Below are 24572 nucleotides of genomic sequence, written 5' to 3' on the forward strand. Positions count from 1 at the left end.
ACCCTTTATTCCAATTTGGTAAACATGAAAATACGAAAAAAGTCCCCCAAAAGGAAGACTTTTCAACCAATATGTTTTTTATTATTTAATTTTAGAAACCCATTCGGCCATTTCATCAAGCTTTTCTTCAGGTACTAGCCCGCCAGGCATCGCACCGCGGCCGTTTTTAATTGTTTCTTTAATTTCATCAACAGACAATTTGTCGCCAACACCTTTTAATGAAGGACCTGCTCCGCCTTCAAAGTTTTGACCGTGGCAGCTTACACAGCTTTGCTTGAATATATCCTCCGGCTTTGCATTAGCGACGTCTTCCGTTTTTTGTCCGCCCCCCTCTTTTTCTTCAGCCATCTCTTTCATATTATCCAGTCCGATGAAAGAAAATGCAACCATTAGTCCAATTCCAAACACAATGATTAATGCAAATGGAATAAGCGGATTACGATTCATTTTGTAACCTCCCTTATGTATAACCGTACATTTGCTTTTTTCGCTCAACATGGACGAGCTGAAACTAACCTAAACAATCTCTATTGTACTTTAATTTTCTTTGAAGGAAAAGTCTTTCTATATAAGTTCCTTGTGATGTTCACGAATTAGACAAAAAAACAATTTAAAAAGATCTTATGTTTTTTCAACAAATGTCATTTGCAAAATGAAAGAAGATTCAGTAAAATATAGTACAAATAGTTATTGTTGTTAGCGTTTACATATATTGAAGGGAAGGCAGACGAATAAGTCTGCCCAAGGAAAGAAAAAGACATTTTTATTTTTATTCCAAAAAGTCTTTCAGCCGCTTGCTTCGGCTTGGATGGCGCAATTTTCGCAGAGCCTTCGCTTCAATTTGCCGAATGCGTTCTCGAGTGACACCGAAAACTTTTCCTACTTCTTCCAGAGTCCGAGTTCTTCCATCGTCCAGTCCAAAACGAAGGCGCAGAACGTTTTCTTCCCTGTCTGTAAGGGTATCGAGAACATCTTCAAGCTGCTCCTTTAATAATTCATATGCAGCATGCTCTGATGGAGAAGTAGCCTCTTGGTCTTCAATAAAATCACCTAAGTGCGAATCGTCTTCTTCGCCAATCGGCGTTTCTAATGATACAGGTTCTTGGGCAATTTTTAAGATTTCTCTAACTTTTTCAGGAGTCAAATCCATATCTTCAGCGATCTCTTCTGGTGTCGGTTCACGACCCAAATCTTGAAGCAATTGGCGTTGGACTCGAATTAACTTATTGATTGTCTCAACCATATGGACAGGGATGCGGATCGTTCTCGCCTGATCTGCAATTGCCCGTGTAATTGCCTGGCGAATCCACCATGTTGCATATGTGCTGAATTTGTATCCTTTTCGATAATCAAATTTTTCAACAGCTTTCATCAGCCCCATGTTGCCTTCCTGTATGAGATCGAGGAAGAGCATTCCGCGGCCGACGTAGCGTTTTGCAATGCTGACGACTAGGCGCAGGTTGGCTTCTGCAAGCCTTCTTTTCGCTTCTTCGTCCCCTTGTTCAATACGCTTGGCAAGTTCGATTTCTTCATCAGCCGATAAGAGATCAACCCGGCCGATTTCTTTTAAATACATTCGAACCGGATCATTTATTTTCACACCCGGCGGTACACTAAGATCATTTAGATCAAATTCTTCTTCATCTTCTTTGTCTAAATCCGGCAAATTGGAATCAACATCTTCGTTTTCGCTAATTAATTCGATTCCTTGCTCATTAACGTATTCATAAAACTCATCCATTTGATCTGAATCAATATCGAAATTTGCCATTTTCTCAGCAATTTCTTCATATGTTAATACTCCGCGTTTCTTTCCTAATTGAATAAGCTGATTTTTCACTTCCTCAACAGTTCCATCAGCTTCTAAATCTTTTGAATGGGCTTGTTTTTCAGCCATTGGATCCCCTCCTTCCAGAGTTATACAAGCTTTCACATTAATCCTTTTTTCAGCTGAATTACTTCCATTGCAATTTCGGCAGCTTTTACATAATCTTTTCGTTTTTCAGCCTCTTTCTTCTCAGCTTCCTTTTCCTTTAGGATGAGCATTTTTTGATGGTTCAAGATATGTTTTACATAGTCTTGAAGCTCTTGCTCAGTCAATTGTTCGCCAATTGTCATCATGGCAATTTCCGATACAATTCGGCTTAATGAAGGATCTTTGAGCTTCGTCAAAAAGTGGCTTATGTCCGGATCGTTCCCTTCCTCATAATAAGCGTATAAATAGGATGAAATAGCCCGATGCTCCTCCACGTTAAAATTTCCACCAATCGCATGAAGAACCTTTTCTGCCACTTCCCTGCTTTTCAACATATGAGCAATTAGAAGGCGTTCTGCCTTTTGATAAGCAGGCATCAGTGCATTCCGTTGTAGTGCATCAGTCTTGAGACTCGTTTTTTCTGGTCTTCTTCTTTTCCGCTTATTTATATTCCGAAGCTCTGCCATTAACGTTTCTTTTAATACGGAAAATTCTTCAGAAAGCTGCGTGATATACAGCTCTTGTTCGATCCCGCTCGGAAGGCTGCTTAATTCGTTAAGCACTTCTTGAATGTATCTCGCTCGGTCCCCTTCATCCTGGAGATTTTTCCCCTTTCGAAAATATTCCATCTTAAATGCCATTAATGAGAGACTTGCCCCTATTACATCGTTTTTGAATTTTTCCTTTCCGTATGTCCGAATGTAGTCATCAGGGTCTAACCCTTCAGGCATTTTAGCAATCCTTACATTACATCCTGCTTCAACAAGCAATTTAGAAGCTCTGAAGGCAGCTTCAATTCCAGCGGAATCGGAATCGTAGCAAATGACAACTGTTCCTCCGCTTCTGGCTAAGAGCTTGACCTGTTCTTCCGTCAGCGCTGTTCCCATTGTTGCTACACTATGCTCGATTCCTGCGTGAACGGACGATATAACATCCGCAAACCCTTCAAACAACACCGCTTCCTGTTTTCGTCTAATGAAAGGTCTTGCTTGGTGGAAATTATAAAGAATCCGTCCTTTGTTAAATATTTTTGTCTCAGGACTGTTTAAATATTTTGGCTGTTTGTTTCCTAGCGACCTTCCGGAAAAAGCGACTGTACGGCCTTGTGCATCTTTAACCGGAAACATGATCCGATTGCGAAACCGATCAAAAAAAGAACCGTTAGATTCGCTTCGGATAATTAATCCTGTTTTTTCTAACAACGGAAGTTCAAAACCTTTTTTCAGCAAATATTTTAAAGAAAAGTCCCAAGAATCTAAAGCGTAGCCAATCTCAAATTGATCGATTAATTCTTTCGTAAAACCCCGATGAAGCAAATAATTTAACGCGTTTTGCCCTTCTTTTGTATTTAGTAATAAATGATGGTACATTTTTTTCAGCAGTTCATGCACTTTTATCATTTTCTCTGCTTCGCTGTTGTTTGGGTATGTCGATTCTTGAGAAAGCGCCGAGCCCCCTGGAATGTCCAAACCAGCTTTTTTTGCTGTCATTTGTACAGCTTCTGTAAAGCTGCATCCTTCAATTTGCATGAGAAAGGTAAAAACATTTCCGCCAGAACCGCAGCCAAAGCAGTGGAAAATTTGTTTTTCAGGTGAAACAGAAAATGAAGGTGTATTTTCGCCGTGAAAAGGACATAGTCCAAAAAAGTTTCGACCCTGCTTCTTTAATTGAACATATTCACTCACAACATCTACTATATCAACAGCATGTTGCACTTTTTCTATAAATTCCTCGGGAAGCATTTTCCCCATATGAACAACTCCGTGCCTTAAAATTTATTCAATATGAATTTTAAAATTTCCTGCATAATTCGACAATATTTTTTCAAGTGCTGTGATAAAATGATGACGATCTTTATCTTGGAATTTTTTTGGCCCTTTGATATAATTGCCGTTTCTTCTTTCCCTTGCCGAAATATACCGGAGATGGAGAACAGAGTCGATTGTATCTTCTGTAAACAGCATTCCTCTTGGAGAGAGAACATGTGTGCATTTCTTAAGCAGCATACCGGCTAGTCCGATATCTTGTGTAATGATGATGTCATGTTTTTTTGAGTTGTTAAAAATGTATAAGTCGACAGATTCCTTTTCTTGATCGACAAATACCCAGCTATTCCCGTCATCCTTTTTACCTACATGAGCATATGATGCAATGAAACAAACCGGGACTTTATATTTTTTTGCGACTGATGCAATTTCTTCTTTGACGGGGCATGCATCAGCATCGACAAAAATAGTGATATTTTTCCCATCATATTTCTCTATTCTTCATCACCTCAAAGAATCCTGCCAGCAATTTAAACTTTTTACAAAAAGCGATTTGTCGAATTTTCTTTCTCCAACCCCCTTGACATCTTCCTGTAAATAGTTTATTCGTATTTTTTTTAGTCTAAACCTAAAAAGCACAATTTTATCACAATTTTTTATTATAATACAATACACTGCGTTATTCCATCATTTTATCTTTCACCATGAAAAAAACCTACTATATTCTTAAGATCGGAATAAGCAGGTTTTATCACATGTTATTTTTTTAAGAATAAATTTTGGATATGATTGGCTGTTTCTTCAACTGCTTTGTTCGATACATCTATAACTGGACAGCCGATTTTTTGAACAATTTTTTCAAAATAAGCTAATTCTTCTTTAATTCTGTCTATATTGGCATATATAGCCTGATCATTAAGCCCGAGCTGCTTTAATCTTTCCTTTCGGATATAATTCAGCTTTTCCGGACTGATTTTTAGACCGACACATTTCTCTTTGGAAACTTTAAAAAGTTCTTCAGGGGGTTCTACTTCTGGAACAATAGGAACATTAGCTACTTTTAATCGTTTTAGCGCCAAATATTGCGACAAAGGCGTTTTGGAAGTCCGCGATACACCGATCAAAACAATATCGGCTTTCAAAATTCCTCTCGGATCGCGGCCGTCATCATATTTAACAGCAAACTCAATTGCTTCTACTTTTTTGAAATAGTCTTCATCAAGCTTCCGAACTCTTCCGGGCTCATACTTCGCTTTTATTCCATATGACGTTTCCATTTTATCAATTAAAGGACCAATGATATCGTGGTAGATCACACCTTCTTTTTCCGCTTCTTGAATAAGAAGATTCCTGAGTTCGGGGACAACGATTGTGAAGCAAATGATCGCATTATCCATTTTCGCCAATGCGACAACTTCTTTGATTGTATTTGCATCCTCCACATAAGGCACCCTTTTCACATTCGTTTCATATTGAGAGCCGTTAAATTGACTGATGGCTGCTTTTACAACGAGATCTGCCGTTTCCCCGACTGAGTCTGAAACAATATAGATCGTACGATTATTCATTCGGATCCCCCATTCTTACATAATATCGTCATCAACTAATCTTACCAATATTTTTGTAATGTTTGTTTTCGTAATTCTTCCAATCACTTCAAAACCGCCGTCCACTTCTTTTACTACGGGCAGTGCATCGATTTGCTTTTCAATTAAAATCCTTGCTACATCAATAATAAGATCTTCCTTTTTGCATACGGTTATATTTGGCATTCTAGTCATAATAATATTGACGGGGATTTGGGTTAATTCCTGTTTGCCGATGCTTGCCCGGAGGAGATCTTTTCTCGACAGCACTCCCACTAGCAACGATTGATTATCTACCACAAATAATGTCCCGACATCTTCCAAAAACATTGTACAAATTGCATCATAAACAGAAACATTATCGTTGACAACGACTGGGATCGACTGAAAATCTTTTACTTGGAGCTTTTTTAATTTCTCTGCAAGCAAATTGGCGCCTGATTTTCCTGTATAAAAATAGCCGACTCGCGGCCTTGCGTCAAGGTATCCAGCCATTGTTAAAATTGCTAAATCAGGTCTTAGCGTAGCTCTTGTCAAGTTTAAACGATCTGCAATATGCTCACCTGTAATTGGCCCATGCTCCTTAACGATTTGCAATATTTGTTCTTGCCGTTTATTAAGCTCTATTGTCCTCACCACCTTGAAAAAGAGGCTGCATTATAAAAATATTATATATGATTTCAATATTTTGAAAAGGTTTTCTATTGCTCATTACGGCGAATCGAGTAGGAGGGAGCGATTAACTCCCGTCCTCTCACACCACCGTACGTACGGTTCCGTATACGGCGGTTCAATTAAGATAATTGACGCAAGTCTTTATAACTTCCGTGAATAGCTGTTCTCTTTATGCCAGTGGTCACTCCACCCTCCAAGAGATCTCCCACGGGATTCACCGCTTCCTCCCTCAAGTGAGGTACTACGTTTTCTGTGTTCATCATGACTCACTGAATGCCAAGGGCTATTCTCTCTTAATTGTTCGGTCCTTCTTAGTTGTTCTAGACCAACTAATACTATGACCTCTGCTGACTTCTGACTGTTCAGCTATCTATCACTAGATAGGTTACCAAGGTTACTTGGCGTGCCAGCCAGACCTCCCCGGGTAAGAGTGTAATCTTTCCTTCCATCCATCTGCTTCATTTACTCTGTATCACCTTCGGCAGAAAGGGCTTTGTTTTGTCTTGCAAACTCACCCAGTGATACCTAGCCTCATATGAAGTTCGTGTTCCGAGAGACCTTAAAGTTTGCCGCTCGCTTCCTTCAGATTCCGCGTCACCACGGACACCCTTGCGTTAAGCTAACTGCTACTTCTGCCTTCGCAGCTCGGGACTTTCACCCTATAGATTACACCCATGCCGGGCGCACAAGGAAAGACGATTATCCTCGGGATAATCGTCCATTTGCATTTATTTTACGATAATTTCATTCACTTTGGCAAAAGATGTGATTATCTTTGTTAATTGTACCATTTGGGACAGCCTGTTTTGTTTAACCGATTCATCCTCTGCCATTACCATAATATTATCAAAATAACGATCAATCACCGGCTTTAAAGCTTTCATTTCCAAAAATGCTTCTTTAAAATTACCCTCTTTTTGCAATTTTACAAAATTTTCTTCAAGCCGTAAATACGCTTGATACAATGTTTTTTCTTCTTCCTTCTCGAACAGGTCTTCTTTAATATTGCCCTCTTGGCCCTTAGACGAGATGTTGACAACACGAGACAGCGATTCAATTACTTCTTTAAAGTCACCCTTTTGGCTTTCTTCTGACAGAACGGCAGCCCGCTCAAAATATGCATTAACTTCATGGTAATTGGATTGTAATACCGATTCAATTATATCATGGCGGACATTTTCTTCATGAAGCGCAAATTTGACTCTCATTTGGAAGAACGACAGCAATTCTTTTCTCAAATTGTCTTTATTTTCTAAACCATATACATTTATAGCAAGGTCGAACAATTCCTCCAATTCAAGCCGCCATTGTTTGGCTCGAAGAATTTGAACAATGCCGCTTGCCTGTCTTCTTAATGCATACGGATCTTGTGAGCCAGTTGGAATCAAACCGATCGAAAAAAATCCTGCAATTGTATCCAGCTTGTCCGCAAGCCCTACAATGGCTCCGCTCAACGTTTCAGGCGTCTTGTCGGAAGCATGCCGCGGCATATAATGCTCATTTATTCCTTTTGCAACCTCTTCCTGTTCACCCTTTAAAAGAGCGTATTTTTCTCCCATAATTCCTTGAAGCTCAGGAAATTCATAAACCATTTGCGTAACAATGTCAAATTTGCAAATGGAAGCAGTCCGTTTAATATAAGCTTTCTCCTCATTGGAGCATTCAAGCTTTTCGCTAAGCTTTTCTGATAATTTTACAATTCGGCGAACCTTGTCACCGATGGAGCCCAGTTCTTCATGAAAAACAATTTTTTCAAGCTTCTCCAGTGCGGTATCGATGGCAAGCTTTTTGTCTTCTTCGTAGAAGAAATTTGCATCGGAAAGTCTTGCCCGAAGGACCTTTTCATTCCCCTTGGCAATCGTTTCAATGTTTTGATCATTCCCGTTTTTTACGGTAACAAAAAACGGAAGCAGCTTTCCATCTTTATTTTTGACAGGAAAATATCGCTGATGCTCCTTCATCGTCGTCACTAACACTTCTTCAGGCAATGTTAAAAACTGGTCTTCGAATGAACCGTACAGGGCGGTCGGATATTCCACCAAGTTTGTAACTTCCTCGAGCAAATCTTCATCAACAGGGATGATCCAGTTTTCCTTTCTTTCCAGTTCCTCCAGCTGTTGAATGATCATTTGTTTTCGTTTTTCATAATCGGCGACAACAAACTGGTTCAACAAAGTATTTTCATAATCGCGTGGAGTGGAAATTTCCGCTTTCGTTCCTAAAAAGCGATGGCCATACGTAACATTTCCTGTCGGAACATCGGTAATGGAAAACGGAATGATGTCTTGTCCAAATAAGACAACTAACCATTGGATCGGACGGATATAGCGAAGATTCCAATTTCCCCAACGCATATTTTTCGGAAAATGGATGGTTTGAATAATCTCTTCTAACCCAGGGAGCAGTTCTTTCGTTTCTTTCCCTTTTTGAAATGTTTGAACAAAAGCGTACTCAACACCGTTTACTTCTTTAAAGGATATGTCGTTTGTGGAAGCTCCTTGGCTCCGTGCAAAGCCTAACGCTGCTTTTGTCCAATTTCCATTCTCATCAACCGCAATCTTTTTTGCCGGTCCTTTTGCTTCGCCAAGCAAATCTTCCTGTTTTTCATTTACATCCTCTACAAGGACGGCAAGACGTCTAGGAGTTGAATATTTTTTTATTTTGGCGTAAGAAATGCGATGTTCATCCAGCCAAGCTCCTACTTTGTCAGCCAGCTGATCAATCGAAGACAGGATGACGCCGGCAGGCATTTCTTCAAGCCCGATTTCGATAAGTAAATCCCGTTTATTCATGATTTTCGGCCCCCTTGTTTTTCAGCATTGGAAAACCGAGTTTTTCCCGTTCTTCATAAAACGTTTTGGCAACTTTTCTTGCCAGCTTTCTCACTCTGCCAATATATCCGGTTCGTTCTGTAACAGAAATAGCTCCTTTTGCGTCAAGCAAATTAAATGTGTGCGAGCATTTTAAAACGTAGTCGTACGCTGGATGAACGAGACCTAATTCCATCTGTCTGTGCGCTTCTTTTTCATACGTATTAAACAGTTCAAATAGCATGTTTGTATCGGATGTTTCGAACGTATACTTGGAATGCTCATATTCAGGCTGATAAAAAATGTCCCGATATGTAAATCCGTTTGTCCATTCAAGGTCAAATACATTTTCTTTTTCTTGAATATAAGACGCCAAACGCTCTATTCCATAAGTTATTTCAACAGAAATCGGTTTGCATTCCAGTCCTCCGACCTGCTGAAAATACGTGAATTGAGTAATTTCCATTCCGTCAAGCCAAACTTCCCAGCCAAGCCCTGCGCAGCCGAGAGAAGGATTTTCCCAGTTATCTTCCACAAAGCGGATGTCATGTTCAAGCGGATCAATTCCAAGAGCCTTTAATGAATCTAAATAAATTTCTTGTATGTTTTTCGGAGACGGCTTCATAATGACTTGGAATTGATGGTGTTGATAAAGGCGGTTCGGATTTTCCCCATACCTTCCGTCAGCAGGTCTTCTTGACGGCTCCACATAAGCAACATTCCATGGTTCTGGCCCGATGGAGCGAAGAAATGTGTATGGGCTCATGGTTCCGGCACCTTTTTCTACATCATATGCCTGCATCAAAATACATCCATGATCGGCCCAATGCTTTTGCAGCGTCAAAATCATTTCTTGAATGTTCATTCATCATGCACCTCCACAATTAAGTTATGTTCGAACAAAATAAAAACCGTCCCTAATGCAACAAAGTTGCATAGGGACGGGATGACCCGCGGTTCCACCCTATTTGCTGAAAAACGTTTCAGCCTCTCGTAAACCGTTATTGCTCTGGAACGCCGTTCCCTGCATCCTCATACCTTAGCTCGCACCATCCTAAGGTCGCTTTCTATGAAGATTGCAGGTACTCTTTTCCTTCATCGCATTTTATTATTCAATTTGACATGTATCATTTCCGCTCATTACATGACGTTAAATCGCTTTTTCTAACAGCATGAGGGGGGATAAATCCTTCATTTGAAAGGTTTCACATCCATGTATATGGTTTACAACATTTCTTTTAAACTGTCAAGCTGATTTAAAAATTTTTTCGATTTCAGCGATAAACCTGCATATTCCTGATAATATTGATCAAGAACAAATCTCAGTTCTTTTTTTGTCTCAGCGGAGACGGATATTTGACCAATGCGGTTTAAGTCAATAGAATAAAACAGCCGCAACAGCTTCACTGTCTTCTGAGAAATATTGAGCCTGTAAGGATCTTTTTCAAAACAGCGGCTGCAAATCAATCCGTTTTCTTTTAATGAAAAATGAAACGGTCCGTTTGTTTCGCCGCTTACTGCACATTTGTTTAATTCGGGATATAAACCGAGAACGTTGAGCATCTTTATTTCAAATATATTGGTCAAAATTTCCGCATCCTTTTCTTCATTCAGCAGATGAAGTGTTTGAAATAAGAGCTCAAACAAAAAAGGGTTTCTGTCTTTTTCATCTGTTCCTTTATCAAGGAGCTCTACAATATATGAAGCATATGCAGTCAAAAAAATATTTTCCTTAATCTCTCTAAAAGCGGAAATGATTTCTCCTTGGCTTAAATTGCCCAATCCAGAAGATTGATGATACAAAAAATTTCCATACGTAAAAAGTTGGGTAACAGCTGCGAGGCGGCTGTTCGGTTTATTTGCGCCCCGTGCCATTACACCAACTTTCCCCAACTCCCTTGTATATATTGTAACAACTTTATTGGTCTCACCATATTCCGTTGTACGAATGACAATTCCTTCCGTTTTTACAAGCATTTCTCCACCATCCTATTGGATACAGCACTTCTAAACAGGGAGATCAACCTCAGTCCGCTCTTCTTCCTTCATTTGACAATCTTTCGTCCGCTCCTTTTCAAGCTCTTTAAAAAGGAGATATGTGTCAATATTACCTGTAAACGTGAATACTTTCCAGGTAAAATCTAACATATTGTCCCCACCTTTCTGTCGTTGTTCCTAAGCTATATCCAATTCATTGTTATCATAGCCTTTTTGACTCATTTTCATGTTTTGAAAATATTTCTAACTTCCTTCAAGTCAATTAATATTCGTCTTCCCTAAATCCAAAATCTCGCAATTGCGACAGGCGATTTCTCCAATCTTTTTGCACTTTGACCCACAGCTCTAAAAAGACTTTTGACCCGAGCAAGTTTTCAATGTCAACCCTTGCCCTTTTCCCAATTTCTTTCAACATTCTTCCTTGCTTCCCAATGATAATACCTTTTTGAGAGTTGCGTTCCACAACAATTGTTGCAGCTATATATACTGCATGGTTTTCTCTTTTTTCAATTGAATCAACAACAACTGCAACAGAATGCGGGATCTCTTCTCTTGTCAAATGCAATACTTTTTCGCGAACTAGTTCAGAAATGATAAAACGTTCCGGGTGATCTGTCACCTGATCACTAGGATAATATTGCGGACCTTCCGGCAAATACGCTTCAATTTGCCCTAGCAACGTTTCAATGTTGTTTCCTTGCAGGGCAGAAATTGGAACAATTTCCTGAAACTCGAACTTTTCCCTGTATTGGTCAATAAGCGGCAATAAATCATCAGGATGAACCCGATCGATTTTATTGACAACTAAAAATACAGGAGTATCGGTTTCCTTCAATCGTTCCATGATATATTCATCACCGCGGCCTAATCCTTCTTCAGCATTAATCATAAACAGAATTAGATCCACTTCTTTGAGCGTATTTTGAGCGACTTTCATCATAAAATCGCCCAATTTATGCTTTGGTTTATGAATACCGGGAGTGTCGATAAAAATAATTTGTGAGTTTTCCGTCGTATAAACCCCTTGTATTTTGTTTCTCGTTGTTTGAGGTTTATCGCTCATAATCGCAATTTTTTGACCGATTACACGGTTAATAAAAGTCGATTTGCCGACATTCGGACGGCCGATGATTGATACAAATCCTGATTTAAATTTTGTCTTATTCATGTAAATCCTCCGATGTAAATGCTTCTGGTAATAGTTGTTCAACTGTTAGCTCGTTATAGTCTCCGTTAAGATTCGCCAAAATCACCTTCATATTTTTAGGACAGAGCTCTGCTATGACTTGCCTGCAAGCGCCGCATGGCGATACAGGGCGCTTTGTATCCGCAACTATGGCAATAGCTGCGAATTCATTTTCACCTTCTGAAACCGCTTTATATACAGCAGTGCGCTCGGCACAATTGCACATGGAATAAGCTGCGTTTTCAATATTGCATCCTTTGTATACTTTTCCATCCTTTGTCAGAAGTGCTGCACCTACTTTAAATCGAGAGTAAGGTGCATAAGCAAATTCTCTTGCTCTTTTTGCTTCTTCAATCAGTTGATGGGAGTCCATAGCTTCCTTCCTTTCGTTTACGTTGCAGCTTATACTCATTATTTTACATCATTTTTCATTTAATTTCACGTTTATTTTTTCAGAAAATTCTACATTTTTCACGAAAAAACTTCAATTATTTTGGGGGCAAAAATGATGAATCCGATGACAACCGAAACGGCTGCATAAACCAATACTGCTCCTGCAGCTGCATCTTTTGCAGTTTTAAGCAGAGGATGAAATTCTTTCGACACAGCATCAGCGATTCGCTCAATGGCAGTATTGACCAGCTCTAAAGCTAACATTCCGCCAATTAATAGGAGAATGACAATCCATTCAATTAAGCTAATGTTGAAAAATAATCCGGCTGCGATCACGATGATCGCAGCTGTCACATGAATTCTAAAGTTCCGCTCGGATTGGAAGGCTGCAGCTATTCCTTGTACGGCAAAATAAAAGCTTTTCAACAAAGTCTTCATGTTTATCCTGTTCTTTTCAATCCAAATTTCTCTAAAATTTCCTTTTGCCTTGAAAACATTTTTTCTTCTTCTTCTTTTGTCATATGATCATAACCTAATAAATGCAAAAAGCCATGAACAGATAAAAATCCGAGCTCTCTCATAAATGAGTGGCCGTATTCTTCTGCTTGCTCTTTCGCTTTTTCTATTGAGATAATGATATCCCCTAAATGAGGGGGGAGATCAGCACCTTGGATCTCCACTTCATCTTCTCCTGTTTCTTCAAGCGCAAATGAAATCACATCTGTCGGCTGATCTTTTCCCCGGTAATCCCGATTGATCTCTTGAATGTCTTTATTAGTAACAAAGGTTATAGATACTTCCGAATCTTTGGGAACACGTTCTTCTAAAGCAGCAAATTGCAGCAAATTTTCGATCGTTTCTATTTCCTCAGAAGAGAGTGTTTCCGTCTGGTCGAAAATGTCAATGGATAATGTCATGTTTATACCCATTCCTTTCGCTTCGCTCAAGGCACAAAACGTAATGAAACAATTGTGCCACCGGCGTTATTTTTATTATTCTAAAGTCATAGGGATAACAGTCAACTACAAATCACGCGGAGGTGAGTGGGCCACTCTGGTTGCAGGGTGACCGCATGTTTATATGTGTAGATTGCCTTTCCAAGCACAAATAAGTGTGACTTCGAGCACGCAGACTTATCTTTGTATAAACAACTACTCGTTTATTGCTGGGCAATCAGTCAATGCTGTCTATCCCTTTAATAACGTGAAAGGAGTTATCCCTATGGGATTAAAGATTGTTTATCCAATATGCTGTGGGATTGATGTCCACAAAACCTTTGTTGTTGCCTGTATTGCTTCTACCAACAAAGGTGTCACTACTTACAAACGCCATCGCTTTTCTACCTATACAAAAGGATTGAAAGAGCTGTCACAATGGCTTTGTGAAAATAACTGTAAGGATGTTTGTATGGAATCTACCGGGAAATACTGGATTCCCGTGTTTAATGTTCTAGAGGATTCCTGTAACATTACTCTTGCACATCCAAAATATGTTAAGGCTATCCGTGGTAAAAAAACTGATAAAAAAGATGCCAAATGGATTGCCGATTTATTTAAGCATGATCTAGTAGCTGGAAGCTTTATGCCACCGCTGGCTATCAGACAGCTTCGTGACCTTATGCGTTATCGTTTTAAATTGACTAATTTTATGTCGAGTGAGAAGAATCGTCTTCAGAACTGTTTAACTGTATCTAATATTCAACTTGGAAATGTTGTTTCGGATACCTTCGGTAAAAGCTCCATGAACATTATTGACAAGATTTTAGGGAATCCCTTGGATACCACTTTTGACATAGAACCTTTAATTCACGGTTCCATGAAGAAGAAACTTTCTGATTTGGAACTCGCCATAGACGGATATATTACACCGGAACAGGCTGATAAATTAAAGGTCATTAAACAGCACTATGAAGATCTTCAATCTCGTAAAGCAGATCTTGAAAAAATTATCCTTTCTCTTGCCGAGTCCTACACAGAAGAAATCAACTTAATCTTAACTGTTCCGTCCTTTAAGAACATTTTTTCCGCCATTGCCGTGGTTTCGGAAATAGGTGTTAATATGGACGTGTTTCCGACAGCTAAGCATTTATGTTCCTGGGCAGGACTAACACCCACGAATAACGAGAGTGCCGGCAAGAAAAAGTCAGTAAGAATTTCGAGAGCTGGCTGCTACATCAAGCCTCTTTTGGTACAGTGTGCAACTGCTGTGGTCAAAAGTGAAAAGCATCCCGAAATTCGAAACCGCTACTTAAAACTTAAAAAACGTCGTGGTCACAAACGAGCAATTATTGCAATTGCCCGAATGCTGTTAACAGCTATATACAACATTCTCAAAAAGAAAGAGCCGTATAATCCAGAATTATATAAAAAATCAGACGTTCTTCCAGTAAACCGTGAGATCACGGTAGAACAAGCGATTTTATTAGCTAAAAGTCAAGGTTTTCGAGTGACGGCAGTTACAACTTGATGATCAATCAACCAAATATTTCCAATAAAGTCATCGATGGATGGCTTGTTTTGCTATGCCTATTTTTATTACTTGGAACCCAAAGTATTTATTTCAGACTTTCACCTTCTTTTCATGAAATTCCGGATATTCAATTCTTGAATGAAAAATCCCCTTCAATGTTTCACACAATATTTTTGCCACCGTTTCAAGCTCTTTAAACGTTATATCACATTCGTCGAATTGCCCGTCTTGAAGTTTATCTTTTATGATGGAACGAACAAGCTTTTCAATTTTTTCGGGCATCGGATTTTTCATTGAACGAACAGCTGCTTCTACACTGTCAGCGATACAAATAACGGCAATCTCCCGCGTTTGCGGCTTCGGACCCGGATATCTAAACTCACTTTCCAAAATAGGCTGATCACTATTTTCTTGGGCTTTATGGTAGAAAAATTTTAAAAGCGATGTTCCATGATGCTGCAGAGCAATATCGATAAATTCTTTCGGCATTTTATGCTTCCTCAACATTTCTGCTCCCTCTTCAGCATGAGCAATAATAATGTTTTTGCTTAGCTGAGGGGACAATTTATCATGCGGATTTTCCATGTTCATTTGGTTTTCAATAAAATAGCGCGGCCGTTTCGTCTTTCCGATATCGTGATAGTAGCTTCCAACTCTTGCCAACAGCCCATTCGCACCGATCGCTTCACAAGCAGCCTCGGCTAAATTGGCCACCATTACACTGTGATGATAAGTACCAGGCGCCTCCGTTAATATTTTCCTTAATAAAGGATGATTCGGATTCGACAGTTCAATCAGCTTCATCGTCGATAAAATGCCAAAACCTGATTCAAAAAAAGGCATTAAACCGATTGTCAAGACGGAAGAGATAACACCTGATACAATCGCCATAAGAAAATAAGAACCGATCTCTAGATTCGAATAAATTCCATTTTGAATGAATAAAATAGCGGTGATCACAACAATATTAACAGCCGAAACGAAAAGACCAGCTTGTAAAATTTTCGAACGGACGTTATGTTCCCCTAGAAACAGAATGGCTGCGATGCACCCGCATAAGTAGTAAAGACCAATTGTAAAATTAAATGTGCCAGTGACTCCATCATTAAAAATCAAGCTTCCGCAAAAAGCATATATAATGCTTGTCACGAACGCAAGGCGGTCATTAATCAAAAGCTTTGTCAACATAACTCCCATCAGCACCGGGACAATAAAGCCGATATGAGAATAGTCCATTTTTTGAAATAAGCTGATAATCTTCATGACCGTTAACGTTATCGCTAGGATGATGGTAAAGAGAAGCAATGACTGGTTTTTACTCGTAAAGAACGAGTTCTTTTCTTTTTCAAAAAAATATGCAAGATAGATCATCACTAATAAGACTAAAATGAAAAGACCAATGATCGGCTGAAATGTGTACTTATTATCTAAAAGGCCCAACAATTCCAGCTTTCTATATACTTCCCTGTCAATTAATTGGCCCTCTTCGACTATAATTTGACCTTGCTTAATTTGAACCTCCTGCACTTTTTCTTTTGCTTCTTCCCGCTTTTCATCTGTTGATTTTGGGTCAAATACATAATTGGAAATAATTGCGCTGCGTCCAATCTCTTCAGCTGCTGAGCGTATCTTATCCGGCAAATTCACGTTTTGAAGCCGTTCTTTCACTTTGTTTCTCGCTTCTTCTAATTTTTCAGCCGGAATCGGCTCGCTCATCGTTTCATTGACAGCCGTAACAACCGCATCTTTTGCCAGTGTAAGCTGTCCTTCATTTGCACTTAACAATGATGTATATACGCTTTCAGGATATTTATCATACATATCTCCTAAACTGCTTTTAAGCCTGTCAAGCTTCTCTTTGCTGCTCATTTCGGCATTAGATGAAGCCTCCATGATGGCATCAAATAAAGATTCGACCAAATCCACACTGTTGTCCGCATATTCTTTTTTTAGCACATATTGATCTTCCACGCTTTCAGCAGCTTCTTCTCTTCTCTTTTCGGTCATTTCCTTATCGACAACGGTAACAGGTGCGTAAATCGTTTGGTCGGATACTGAAAATAATTTGGCATCAAACGTGTCCGGTTCTACATTGCTGTATAAAACGGTAAACAAAATTACTCCAATAACGGGATATAAGAAAAGATGAAGGGATTGCATTTTTTTCAAAAAATGGAATATCGGCTGTTTCCTGTCTTTGCGATCCATTTTTCTTTTCATTTGTCACAGCACCTCCGATCAATTCTATGCAAAAATGACCCGGTCATGATGAGCGGGTCTTACTGATCATCTTTTTCATAAGCCTCAATAATTTTTGAAACGAGCGGGTGCCGCACGACATCAGTTTCCTTTAAATATACGAATGAAATGCCTCGAATGCCTGATAATTTTTCATTCGCTTCAAGCAGTCCTGATTTTACTCCTTTGGGCAAATCCACTTGTGTCAGGTCGCCTGTAATGACCATTTTGGATCCAAAGCCTAAACGGGTTAGAAACATTTTCATTTGCTGAGTTGTTGTATTTTGCGCTTCATCTAAAATAACGAACGCATCCTCAAGTGTTCTTCCGCGCATATACGCCAATGGAGCAATTTCAATAACTCCTCTTTCTAACAAGCGCTCCGTATGGTCCACGCCTAAAATATCGTGTAGAGCATCATATAAAGGTCTTAAATAAGGATCTACCTTTTCTTTTAAATCGCCGGGCAAAAAACCTAAATTTTCACCAGCTTCAACGGCCGGCCGCGTTAATATGATTTTATTTACAAGCCCATTTTTCAAGCAATGGACGGCCATGACAACAGCGAGAAACGTTTTTCCTGTTCCTGCCGGACCGATTCCAAATACTAAATCATGCGTTTTAATTGCTTGAAAATACTTTCGTTGACCTAGCGTTTTTACACGAATGGTTTTTCCTTTTGCATTTTTCGCAACTTCTTCATCGTAAAGGGATTCAAATTCATCGATCTTCCCACTTTTCGCCATTTTTGTTGCATAAAGCACGTCTTGTTCGTTAATCGAAATTCCTTTTCGAATAACCGAAAGAAGGGATTTCAAGATGTCTTCAACCAGTTCAGCTTTTTCTTTATCTCCTGAAACATATACCGCTTCACCGCGCGAAATGATCGATACGTTTAACTCTTCTTCAATTCTTTTTAAATGAACATCATGAATCCCAAATAAATTAATGGCTTCATTCGGATTTTCTAAACTCTGGCTGATTGTGACTAAATCTTCTGTCATTCTCTAATCTCCCTGAACCCGTTTTATTTTTACAATGTTTTCAATAACTTGGAAGTGTATTTTCAATCTTACTTTACCATTCTCGACGTCTTCGTGCAAAACTTTTTCGCCAACAATTTTGACATCTTTTCCAAGTTTTCGAAATAAGTCATTTTTCCCGGCAGCAATCGCTTGCCGTTTCGCTTCATCCACAGAATATTTTCTGTGAAAGGTTTCCGTCTCACGAATCGTTTCTTTCTTATAGTTAACTGGAAGATCCCATTTTAAAAATTTTAATGGACGCTCGTCTCGCTCCACCGCATATTGCGGATATTCCGATTCATCATTGCGAAACATCCCCCAAATAGGAAGGGAAAAAGAACGAAAGGAGAGAAAATGCTTCGTGACTGACTTTCCTGAAAATAACTGGAAAGTTGTTTGAAGCGGCACCTCCACTGTTGAAATATACCAAGTTTCGCCTAATATTTCTCCGTCTGCTGCCACTTTTCGTATTTTATCACCTTCTCCAACTACACCGGAAACTAATATTTGTCCTTTTTTCACAAAATCATGAACGTCTACTAAAGGTTGTCCTTTTTCAACATACATTTTTGCTATAACAGCTTCCTTCGCGGCCACTAAATGCCTCGGCCCCTCCACTTTGCTTTTTTGCTCTTTTTTCTTTTCGGCTACTTCTAGAGAATATGTCGTTCCTTTTAATTTGACACCGATCCATGTTATATCATCTATTTGGCTCATCAAACGATTTTGAACCGTTTGATTGCTCGATGTCAAAAACTGAAACGTCCCTCTTTTAATTCCTATTTTGTCCAATTCTTTTTGTATTAAATGCTCTGTTTTCGGACTAGCCCCTTTTATTTCAATATGCCAAATCATGTTGGATAAAAGAAATGTAATGGCAATGAACAGAACAATTCCAATAACAAAACCAAAATTTCTCCATGATTTTTTTAATAAAAATGGAAATCCTATCCTTTGGTGAAAGGTGCACTTACATTCATGTTTACGAACTACTTTTCGTAAAGCCTGTACATCTTTAAGGCGTATAAAAAAAGAAATTGCACCGTTTTCCAGCCGCTTTACATTTATTGTGACAATGCCAAGCCGCGTGCAATCGTTCAACATTCTTTCTGAGCCGGTTCCTTCCGCTATTACCTGAACGAAGCCTGTAAAATATAACAACCAATTGTTCCGCATCCCGATCCCCCTACTGATCAATATATAATACTTGTTCAATTTTCCCTTCTACAAGGAGCTCTTCTGGCAATATCGCTTTCATCACAAAATCGCTTCCTTTAATGAGCATCTGGCCTTGCTGCAGCAAAACTCGAATCTCTTTATCTGTAAAGGAAAGCAGTCCTTTATGATTTTCTATATATATATGCAATGTACCGATCATCGTAACACGGGGAAGATCCATCATGACGTCAGCTGGTATTTGCAATCCTTCTGTCAATATGCTTTTTATTCGCTGATGCCATTTTTTGTCCATAAAAGAACCCCCTTCATCCTCATATTTATGAGAGACAAAAGGGGATTAACACCATTAATTCATTTATTTTATGAAATTCGACCGATGGGGCTTTTTGGATCGGGGTTCATCTAAAATGACGCTCCAAATGACTCCTTTTGCAGCTGAATGCATGTGTAAAGCTAATGGTTTCTGTTTTTTATTTTTATTATGAAAAGATTTCATATTCGATTTGTCTTTTTCAGCTTTTTTTATTTGGCTGGATAGGCCTGTGTGTACATTTTGAATTTGATTCCATTCATTTGGAGGGCTTGTCGAAACATTTTTAACCCTTTGTTTTATTTGCTTTGCAGCTTGTTTCCTTTTTTTCTGCTGCTCTTGATCTTTTTTATTTCTTCCAAACAAAGAAGAAATAATCCCGATTAAAATAACAATGAACAGCGGATTTTCAAATATTTCCATATGACACCTCCTTTGATGGACAGAAAGATCATTCTTCTTCATCACCAGCAGAATTTTTTGTCATTTTTCCGATAGAATCACGCATATTTGTATCAGCGGTAATGTTTTTGATGTTCATATAATCCATAACTCCAATATTTCCTGATTTTAAAGCTTCCGCCATTGCCAGCGGAACTTGCGCTTCCGCCTCAACAACTTTTGCCCGCATTTCTTCAACTTTAGCGCGCATTTCCTGCTCTCTTGCCACCGCCATCGCCCTGCGTTCCTCCGCTTTAGCTTGCGCGATGTTTTTGTCTGCTTCCGCTTGATCTGTCTGCAGGATCGCACCGATGTTTTTGCCGATGTCAACGTCCGCGATGTCGATGGATAAAATTTCAAAGGCTGTTCCTGAATCGAGTCCTTTGTTTAAAACTGTTTGCGAAATCATATCAGGGTTTTCCAGCACTTTTTTATGATCATTAGAAGAACCAATGGTGCTGACAATTCCTTCACCTACACGTGCGATAATCGTTTCTTCCCCGGCACCGCCAACAAGCCGGTCGATATTGGCTCGCACCGTGATGCGGGCTTTTGCTTTCACTTCAATTCCGTCCATGGCAACCCCTGCAATAAACGGGGTTTCGATTACTTTCGGATTTACGCTCATTTGAACGGCTTCAAGCACGTCTCTTCCCGCTAAATCAATCGCAGCACAACGTTCAAAGCTCAATTCAATATTAGCTCTTTCAGCTGCAATTAATGCGTTGACAACTCGATCGACATTCCCTCCTGCCAAATAATGGCTTTCCAATTGATTCGTTGTGACATCAATGCCGGCTTTATGCGCTTTAATTAACGGATTGATCACTCGACTTGGAATGACTCTGCGCAGCCTCATTCCAATAAGAGTCAAAATACTGATGCGAACGCCAGCTGCCAGAGCGGAAATCCAAAGCATAATCGGCACAAAAGAGAACAAGATGCCAAGCAAAATAAGACCTAATACGATAAGACCTAGTAAAAGAAAAAATGATACATCCATGTGATATACCTACCTCCTATTCATTTTCATTAATAGCTCTCACAACAATTCGTGAGCCTTCTACTTTAACAATTTTCACTTTTTTTCCTTTCTCAATATACGTCCCTTCTGTCACAACATCCAATCTTTCCTCTCCATCGGTCATTACTGTTCCTGCCGGCCGTAAAGCAGTCACAGTTACACCCGTTTTCCCAATTAAATCTGTACGATTTTGATTGGATACATAACCTTTCTCCGTGCTGATTGAATCATTTAAAATAATTTTTTTAAACCATTTCATACGCTTACCAATCACCTTTGACAAAATGAATATTGTGAATATCGAAATGGAACCGGCAATAAAAAGAGAAACCGCCATATGTCCTATATGATCAGCTGCTAAAAATAAACTTAAAAGGACTGAAAGAAAACCGATTGCTCCAATAATTCCTCCTGGAACAAACAACTCTGCAATTATAAGCAGAACCCCAAGCACGAACAAAACAACCGTTTCCAATCCCGCAAGCCCTGCAATAAAATGACCGAAGAAAAACAAAAACAGTGCCAATAGTCCAATAAAACCAGGAATGCCAAACCCAGGAGTGTACAATTCTAACACAAACCCTAAACCGCTAATCGTTAATAATATCGGAATGGTATACATGTTTGTTACAAAACGGGCTATTTTTTCAGCAAACGTCTCCTCAGTCTCTTGGATTTTTGCACCTTCCATTCCGATCGATTTCAAAAGCTCTGCCCGGCTTTTGGCGATGCCTTCACCATACCCGACTTCCATCGCTTGTTTTGCTGTTAATGTTAGTAATTCTCCTTTTTCTGCACCATATTCGGGCATATCCAAGCTGCTGTCAACCATCGCCTCAGCGAACATAGGGTCTCTGCCATGAAGCTCAGCAGCATTTCTCATCTCTGCTTTCCAAAACGATTGCACTTTTACTTCTGCAGCATTGCCATTGGAGTCAATGACAGCCGCTGACCCAATGGTACCGCCAGGATGGTAATATATTTGATCAGCCCTTAATGCTATATAAGCCCCTGCGGAAATCGCATGTTTATTGACATAAGCGATTGTTTTGATATCTGTATCCATAATCATTTTGCCTATTTCTATCGCTGCCTCTAAAGCACCTCCAGGAGTGTTCAATTCAAAAACAATGACATCCGCCTTTTCTTTTTCCGCCTCCTGGATGGATCGTTTAATAAAATGCACCAATCCTTTTTCAATTGTATTTTCAATCGGAATAAAATAAACGGTTTTCCCTTCAGCTGATTTGGCATCAAAAGACGCACAAATAATCGACAAGATGAGCAGCAGAGCGCAAATAGCGAAAAACTTATTGTTTGATTTCAGGCCTCTCCCCCCTTATTTTTTGCCTAATATTATTACGGACAATTGTGCAGAAAGTTTCAAAAATCAACAATTCTACAAACATCATGAAACGAAAAAATATTTTCATTATTTTTCATATTATGTTACTATTAAAAAAAATATATAACCATCTACTAGGGGTGTCCAATTAGCTGGACTGAGAGAAGAACGCGCCTGAAGTTCTTCAACCCTTTGAACCTGATCTGGATGATGCCAGCGTAGGGAAGTAGGTAGCGGGAGTATTTGTATTGCCTTCTTTTTCTATATTGAATTGATCGGGTTCGTGCTAAAGCGAACCCGTTTTTATTTTTCACATCCCATCTCCCCTCCTATTTTTCTATGCACATCTTCAGATAAAAAAATGGAGGAGGAGAAAAATGAAACATTATTTCGAAAACATGCAGTTTCCAGCAAGCAAAAAAATTTATGTGACTGGGTCAAGACCCGATATTCGGGTTCCGATGAGGGAAATTCAATTAACTCCCACGAAAACGGAAGCGGGAACGTTTGAAAATGAACCTGTAAAGGTTTATGACACGAGCGGTCCCTATACAGATCCTGATTTTCAGGCAGATATTCATAAAGGTTTGCCGGCTGTGCGCAAACAGTGGATTTTAGACCGTCATGATGTTGTAGAATATGATGGGCGCCAGGTAAAGCCTGAAGATAATGGATTTCGCAATTGGGAAGATCACAATATTGCCACACCTTTTCATCGAAAGCCTTTCAAAGCAAAAAAAGGTGCTGTCGTTACACAAATGCACTATGCAAAAAAGGGGATCATCACCCCAGAGATGGAGTTTGTGGCGATTCGTGAAAACATGGATCCTGAATTCGTTCGTCAAGAAGTCGCTGCCGGCAGGGCCATTATTCCGTCCAACATTAATCACCCGGAAAGTGAACCGATGATCATCGGCCGGAACTTTCATGTAAAAATTAATGCCAACATTGGCAATTCAGCTGTAACATCGTCAATCGAAGAAGAAGTTGAGAAGATGCTTTGGGCCATCCGCTGGGGCGCTGACACAATTATGGACCTGTCAACAGGAAAAAATATTCATGCAACAAGAGAATTTATCATCCGCAACTCGCCCGTGCCGGTTGGAACCGTCCCGATTTACCAAGCGCTCGAAAAAGTAAATGGCGTTGCTGAAGAGTTAACATGGGAAATTTACCGTGATACATTAATTGAGCAAGCAGAACAAGGGGTCGATTATTTTACTATACATGCCGGCGTGCTGCTTCGCTATATCCCTTTGACCGTCAAACGGACGACCGGAATCGTATCCCGCGGCGGTTCGATCATGGCGCAGTGGTGTATGGCGCATCATCAAGAAAACTTTTTATACACTCATTTTGAAGAGATTTGCGAAATTTTAAAAACATATGATATTGCCGTTTCATTAGGTGACGGCTTGCGTCCCGGATCTATTCGAGATGCCAATGATGAAGCGCAATTTGCCGAATTGAAAACGCTCGGTGAATTGACGGAAATCGCCTGGAAACATGATGTCCAAGTCATGATCGAAGGCCCTGGGCACATTCCGATGCATAAAATTAAAGAAAATGTTGATTTAGAAAATGAAATTTGCAAAGGGGCTCCTTTTTATACCCTCGGTCCATTAACAACCGATATTGCTCCCGGCTATGATCATATTACGTCAGCCATTGGGGCAGCCATGATCGGCTGGTACGGAACGGCCATGCTATGTTATGTAACTCCGAAAGAGCATTTAGGCCTTCCCAATAAAGAGGATGTGCGCCAAGGTGTTGTTGCTTATAAAATTGCAGCCCATGCCGCAGATTTGGCAAAAGGGCATCCAGGCGCCCAAATAAGGGATGATGCTTTATCAAAAGCCCGTTTTGAATTCCGCTGGAACGACCAATTTAATCTTTCTCTCGATCCTGAACGGGCACGCGAATATCATGACGAAACTTTGCCGGCAGAAGGAGCGAAAATTGCCCATTTTTGTTCTATGTGCGGTCCAAAATTTTGCTCGATGAAAATTTCCCACAATTTAAGAAAAATGGCCGGTTCAAGTGATTCTGATTTCGTTCAGGAAGGTTTGAGGCAAAAAGCAAAAGAATTTATAGAGGGCGGGTCATCCCTTTATCGATAAATAATTTTCAAACTAATGGGGCTATCCAGAAA

General features: G+C 39.6%; 23 protein-coding genes, 1 riboswitch and 1 other annotated feature. Of the genes, 2 read left to right on the forward strand and 21 right to left on the reverse strand.

The annotated features are described in order from the left end of the window. Nucleotides 1–81: 81 nt before the first annotated feature. The 14 genes from cccA to ybeY all read right to left on the reverse strand — a co-directional run bounded on the left by cccA (nucleotide 82) and on the right by ybeY (nucleotide 13306). Nucleotides 82–447, reverse strand: a complete 366-nt coding sequence (gene cccA / locus NSQ44_RS12820) for a cytochrome c550 (RefSeq protein ID WP_340857218.1) — start codon at nucleotides 445–447, stop codon at nucleotides 82–84. 322 nt (nucleotides 448–769) lie between these two features. Next, nucleotides 770–1897, reverse strand: coding sequence for an RNA polymerase sigma factor RpoD (gene rpoD / locus NSQ44_RS12825; protein ID WP_063388054.1), 1128 nt, complete (start codon nucleotides 1895–1897; stop codon nucleotides 770–772). Nucleotides 1898–1929: 32 nt separating this feature from the next. Beyond that, a complete protein-coding gene (gene dnaG / locus NSQ44_RS12830) occupies nucleotides 1930–3726 on the reverse strand; it encodes a DNA primase (RefSeq protein WP_063388053.1) in 1797 nt (598 codons plus the stop codon). A 24-nt stretch (nucleotides 3727–3750) separates the two neighbouring features. Further along, the gene (locus NSQ44_RS12835) at nucleotides 3751–4239 is read right to left on the reverse strand and encodes a YaiI/YqxD family protein (RefSeq protein WP_063388052.1); all 489 of its coding nucleotides are present in this window, start codon (nucleotides 4237–4239) and stop codon (nucleotides 3751–3753) included. 260 nt (nucleotides 4240–4499) lie between these two features. Further along, on the reverse strand, nucleotides 4500–5309 hold the full coding sequence (locus NSQ44_RS12840) for a pyruvate, water dikinase regulatory protein (RefSeq protein WP_063388051.1): 810 nt from the start codon (nucleotides 5307–5309) through the stop codon (nucleotides 4500–4502). 15 nt (nucleotides 5310–5324) lie between these two features. Next, nucleotides 5325–5963 carry a helix-turn-helix transcriptional regulator gene (locus tag NSQ44_RS12845; protein WP_094246231.1) on the reverse strand — a complete coding sequence of 213 codons (639 nt, stop codon included), beginning with the start codon at nucleotides 5961–5963 and terminating at the stop codon, nucleotides 5325–5327. A 767-nt stretch (nucleotides 5964–6730) separates the two neighbouring features. Next, on the reverse strand, nucleotides 6731–8794 hold the full coding sequence (glyS, locus tag NSQ44_RS12850) for a glycine--tRNA ligase subunit beta (RefSeq protein WP_340857219.1): 2064 nt from the start codon (nucleotides 8792–8794) through the stop codon (nucleotides 6731–6733). Continuing rightward, nucleotides 8787–9677, reverse strand: a complete 891-nt coding sequence (gene glyQ, locus NSQ44_RS12855) for a glycine--tRNA ligase subunit alpha (RefSeq protein WP_063388048.1) — start codon at nucleotides 9675–9677, stop codon at nucleotides 8787–8789. The genes glyS and glyQ overlap by 8 nt, the downstream gene beginning before the upstream one ends. A 69-nt stretch (nucleotides 9678–9746) precedes the next feature. Continuing rightward, nucleotides 9747–9920: a binding site (T-box leader), on the reverse strand. Nucleotides 9921–10036: 116 nt separating this feature from the next. After that, nucleotides 10037–10789 carry a DNA repair protein RecO gene (gene recO / locus NSQ44_RS12860; RefSeq protein WP_094246234.1) on the reverse strand — a complete coding sequence of 251 codons (753 nt, stop codon included), beginning with the start codon at nucleotides 10787–10789 and terminating at the stop codon, nucleotides 10037–10039. 30 nt (nucleotides 10790–10819) lie between these two features. Next, the gene (locus tag NSQ44_RS12865) at nucleotides 10820–10960 is read right to left on the reverse strand and encodes a YqzL family protein (RefSeq protein ID WP_065095532.1); all 141 of its coding nucleotides are present in this window, start codon (nucleotides 10958–10960) and stop codon (nucleotides 10820–10822) included. Nucleotides 10961–11072: 112 nt separating this feature from the next. Further along, nucleotides 11073–11978: a GTPase Era gene (gene era / locus NSQ44_RS12870; protein WP_063388046.1), complete on the reverse strand. Its 906-nt coding sequence runs from the start codon at nucleotides 11976–11978 to the stop codon at nucleotides 11073–11075. Next, entirely contained in the window at nucleotides 11971–12369 is a 399-nt protein-coding gene (locus NSQ44_RS12875) for a cytidine deaminase (protein WP_445659506.1), read from the reverse strand. The genes era and NSQ44_RS12875 overlap by 8 nt, the downstream gene beginning before the upstream one ends. 98 nt (nucleotides 12370–12467) lie before the next feature. Then, nucleotides 12468–12827: a diacylglycerol kinase family protein gene (locus NSQ44_RS12880; protein ID WP_063388044.1), complete on the reverse strand. Its 360-nt coding sequence runs from the start codon at nucleotides 12825–12827 to the stop codon at nucleotides 12468–12470. A gap of 2 nt (nucleotides 12828–12829) precedes the next feature. After that, nucleotides 12830–13306: an rRNA maturation RNase YbeY gene (gene ybeY, locus NSQ44_RS12885; RefSeq protein ID WP_063388043.1), complete on the reverse strand. Its 477-nt coding sequence runs from the start codon at nucleotides 13304–13306 to the stop codon at nucleotides 12830–12832. Between the two features lie 304 nt (nucleotides 13307–13610). On the opposite strand from ybeY, the gene NSQ44_RS12890 reads away from it, so the two are divergent. After that, nucleotides 13611–14855, forward strand: coding sequence for an IS110 family transposase (locus tag NSQ44_RS12890; protein WP_044899849.1), 1245 nt, complete (start codon nucleotides 13611–13613; stop codon nucleotides 14853–14855). 93 nt (nucleotides 14856–14948) lie between these two features. On the opposite strand, the gene NSQ44_RS12895 is transcribed toward NSQ44_RS12890, so the two are convergent. From NSQ44_RS12895 to NSQ44_RS12925, 7 genes are all read right to left on the reverse strand, one after another. Beyond that, nucleotides 14949–17078, reverse strand: coding sequence for an HD family phosphohydrolase (locus NSQ44_RS12895; RefSeq protein WP_340857221.1), 2130 nt, complete (start codon nucleotides 17076–17078; stop codon nucleotides 14949–14951). A gap of 59 nt (nucleotides 17079–17137) precedes the next feature. Further along, on the reverse strand, nucleotides 17138–18100 hold the full coding sequence (locus NSQ44_RS12900; protein ID WP_063388041.1) for a PhoH family protein: 963 nt from the start codon (nucleotides 18098–18100) through the stop codon (nucleotides 17138–17140). Between the two features lie 3 nt (nucleotides 18101–18103). After that, the gene (yqfD, locus tag NSQ44_RS12905; protein ID WP_340857222.1) at nucleotides 18104–19297 is read right to left on the reverse strand and encodes a sporulation protein YqfD; all 1194 of its coding nucleotides are present in this window, start codon (nucleotides 19295–19297) and stop codon (nucleotides 18104–18106) included. Between the two features lie 10 nt (nucleotides 19298–19307). After that, nucleotides 19308–19592, reverse strand: a complete 285-nt coding sequence (gene yqfC / locus NSQ44_RS12910) for a sporulation protein YqfC (protein ID WP_340857223.1) — start codon at nucleotides 19590–19592, stop codon at nucleotides 19308–19310. Between the two features lie 63 nt (nucleotides 19593–19655). Further along, a complete protein-coding gene (locus NSQ44_RS12915; protein ID WP_340857224.1) occupies nucleotides 19656–20033 on the reverse strand; it encodes a hypothetical protein in 378 nt (125 codons plus the stop codon). Between the two features lie 28 nt (nucleotides 20034–20061). Next, on the reverse strand, nucleotides 20062–21054 hold the full coding sequence (floA, locus tag NSQ44_RS12920; RefSeq protein WP_340857225.1) for a flotillin-like protein FloA: 993 nt from the start codon (nucleotides 21052–21054) through the stop codon (nucleotides 20062–20064). Between the two features lie 16 nt (nucleotides 21055–21070). Continuing rightward, nucleotides 21071–22354 (reverse strand): NfeD family protein, encoded by a 1284-nt coding sequence (locus tag NSQ44_RS12925; RefSeq protein ID WP_327863369.1) that lies wholly within the window; start codon nucleotides 22352–22354, stop codon nucleotides 21071–21073. Between the two features lie 192 nt (nucleotides 22355–22546). Further along, nucleotides 22547–22662, forward strand: a riboswitch (TPP riboswitch). 135 nt (nucleotides 22663–22797) lie between these two features. Here NSQ44_RS12925 and thiC point away from each other — a divergent pair. Further along, nucleotides 22798–24540: a phosphomethylpyrimidine synthase ThiC gene (gene thiC, locus NSQ44_RS12930; RefSeq protein WP_063388035.1), complete on the forward strand. Its 1743-nt coding sequence runs from the start codon at nucleotides 22798–22800 to the stop codon at nucleotides 24538–24540. Nucleotides 24541–24572 lie beyond the last annotated feature (32 nt).

The sequence above is a fragment of the Aeribacillus sp. FSL M8-0254 genome (assembly GCF_038008845.1).
Lineage (GTDB): Bacteria > Bacillota > Bacilli > Bacillales > Aeribacillaceae > Aeribacillus > Aeribacillus composti.

Coding starts and splice junctions, on each gene's coding strand:
- cccA (WP_340857218.1), bottom strand. CDS start 447: ATGAATCGTAATCCGCTTATTCCATTTGCATTAATCATTGTGTTTGGA.
- rpoD (WP_063388054.1), bottom strand. CDS start 1,897: ATGGCTGAAAAACAAGCCCATTCAAAAGATTTAGAAGCTGATGGAACT.
- dnaG (WP_063388053.1), bottom strand. CDS start 3,726: ATGGGGAAAATGCTTCCCGAGGAATTTATAGAAAAAGTGCAACATGCT.
- NSQ44_RS12840 (WP_063388051.1), bottom strand. CDS start 5,309: ATGAATAATCGTACGATCTATATTGTTTCAGACTCAGTCGGGGAAACG.
- glyS (WP_340857219.1), bottom strand. CDS start 8,794: ATGAATAAACGGGATTTACTTATCGAAATCGGGCTTGAAGAAATGCCT.
- glyQ (WP_063388048.1), bottom strand. CDS start 9,677: ATGAACATTCAAGAAATGATTTTGACGCTGCAAAAGCATTGGGCCGAT.
- recO (WP_094246234.1), bottom strand. CDS start 10,789: ATGCTTGTAAAAACGGAAGGAATTGTCATTCGTACAACGGAATATGGT.
- NSQ44_RS12865 (WP_065095532.1), bottom strand. CDS start 10,960: ATGTTAGATTTTACCTGGAAAGTATTCACGTTTACAGGTAATATTGAC.
- era (WP_063388046.1), bottom strand. CDS start 11,978: ATGAATAAGACAAAATTTAAATCAGGATTTGTATCAATCATCGGCCGT.
- NSQ44_RS12875 (WP_445659506.1), bottom strand. CDS start 12,369: ATGGACTCCCATCAACTGATTGAAGAAGCAAAAAGAGCAAGAGAATTT.
- NSQ44_RS12880 (WP_063388044.1), bottom strand. CDS start 12,827: ATGAAGACTTTGTTGAAAAGCTTTTATTTTGCCGTACAAGGAATAGCT.
- ybeY (WP_063388043.1), bottom strand. CDS start 13,306: ATGACATTATCCATTGACATTTTCGACCAGACGGAAACACTCTCTTCT.
- NSQ44_RS12890 (WP_044899849.1), top strand. CDS start 13,611: ATGGGATTAAAGATTGTTTATCCAATATGCTGTGGGATTGATGTCCAC.
- NSQ44_RS12895 (WP_340857221.1), bottom strand. CDS start 17,078: ATGAAAAGAAAAATGGATCGCAAAGACAGGAAACAGCCGATATTCCAT.
- NSQ44_RS12900 (WP_063388041.1), bottom strand. CDS start 18,100: ATGACAGAAGATTTAGTCACAATCAGCCAGAGTTTAGAAAATCCGAAT.
- yqfD (WP_340857222.1), bottom strand. CDS start 19,297: ATGCGGAACAATTGGTTGTTATATTTTACAGGCTTCGTTCAGGTAATA.
- yqfC (WP_340857223.1), bottom strand. CDS start 19,592: ATGGACAAAAAATGGCATCAGCGAATAAAAAGCATATTGACAGAAGGA.
- NSQ44_RS12915 (WP_340857224.1), bottom strand. CDS start 20,033: ATGGAAATATTTGAAAATCCGCTGTTCATTGTTATTTTAATCGGGATT.
- floA (WP_340857225.1), bottom strand. CDS start 21,054: ATGGATGTATCATTTTTTCTTTTACTAGGTCTTATCGTATTAGGTCTT.
- thiC (WP_063388035.1), top strand. CDS start 22,798: ATGAAACATTATTTCGAAAACATGCAGTTTCCAGCAAGCAAAAAAATT.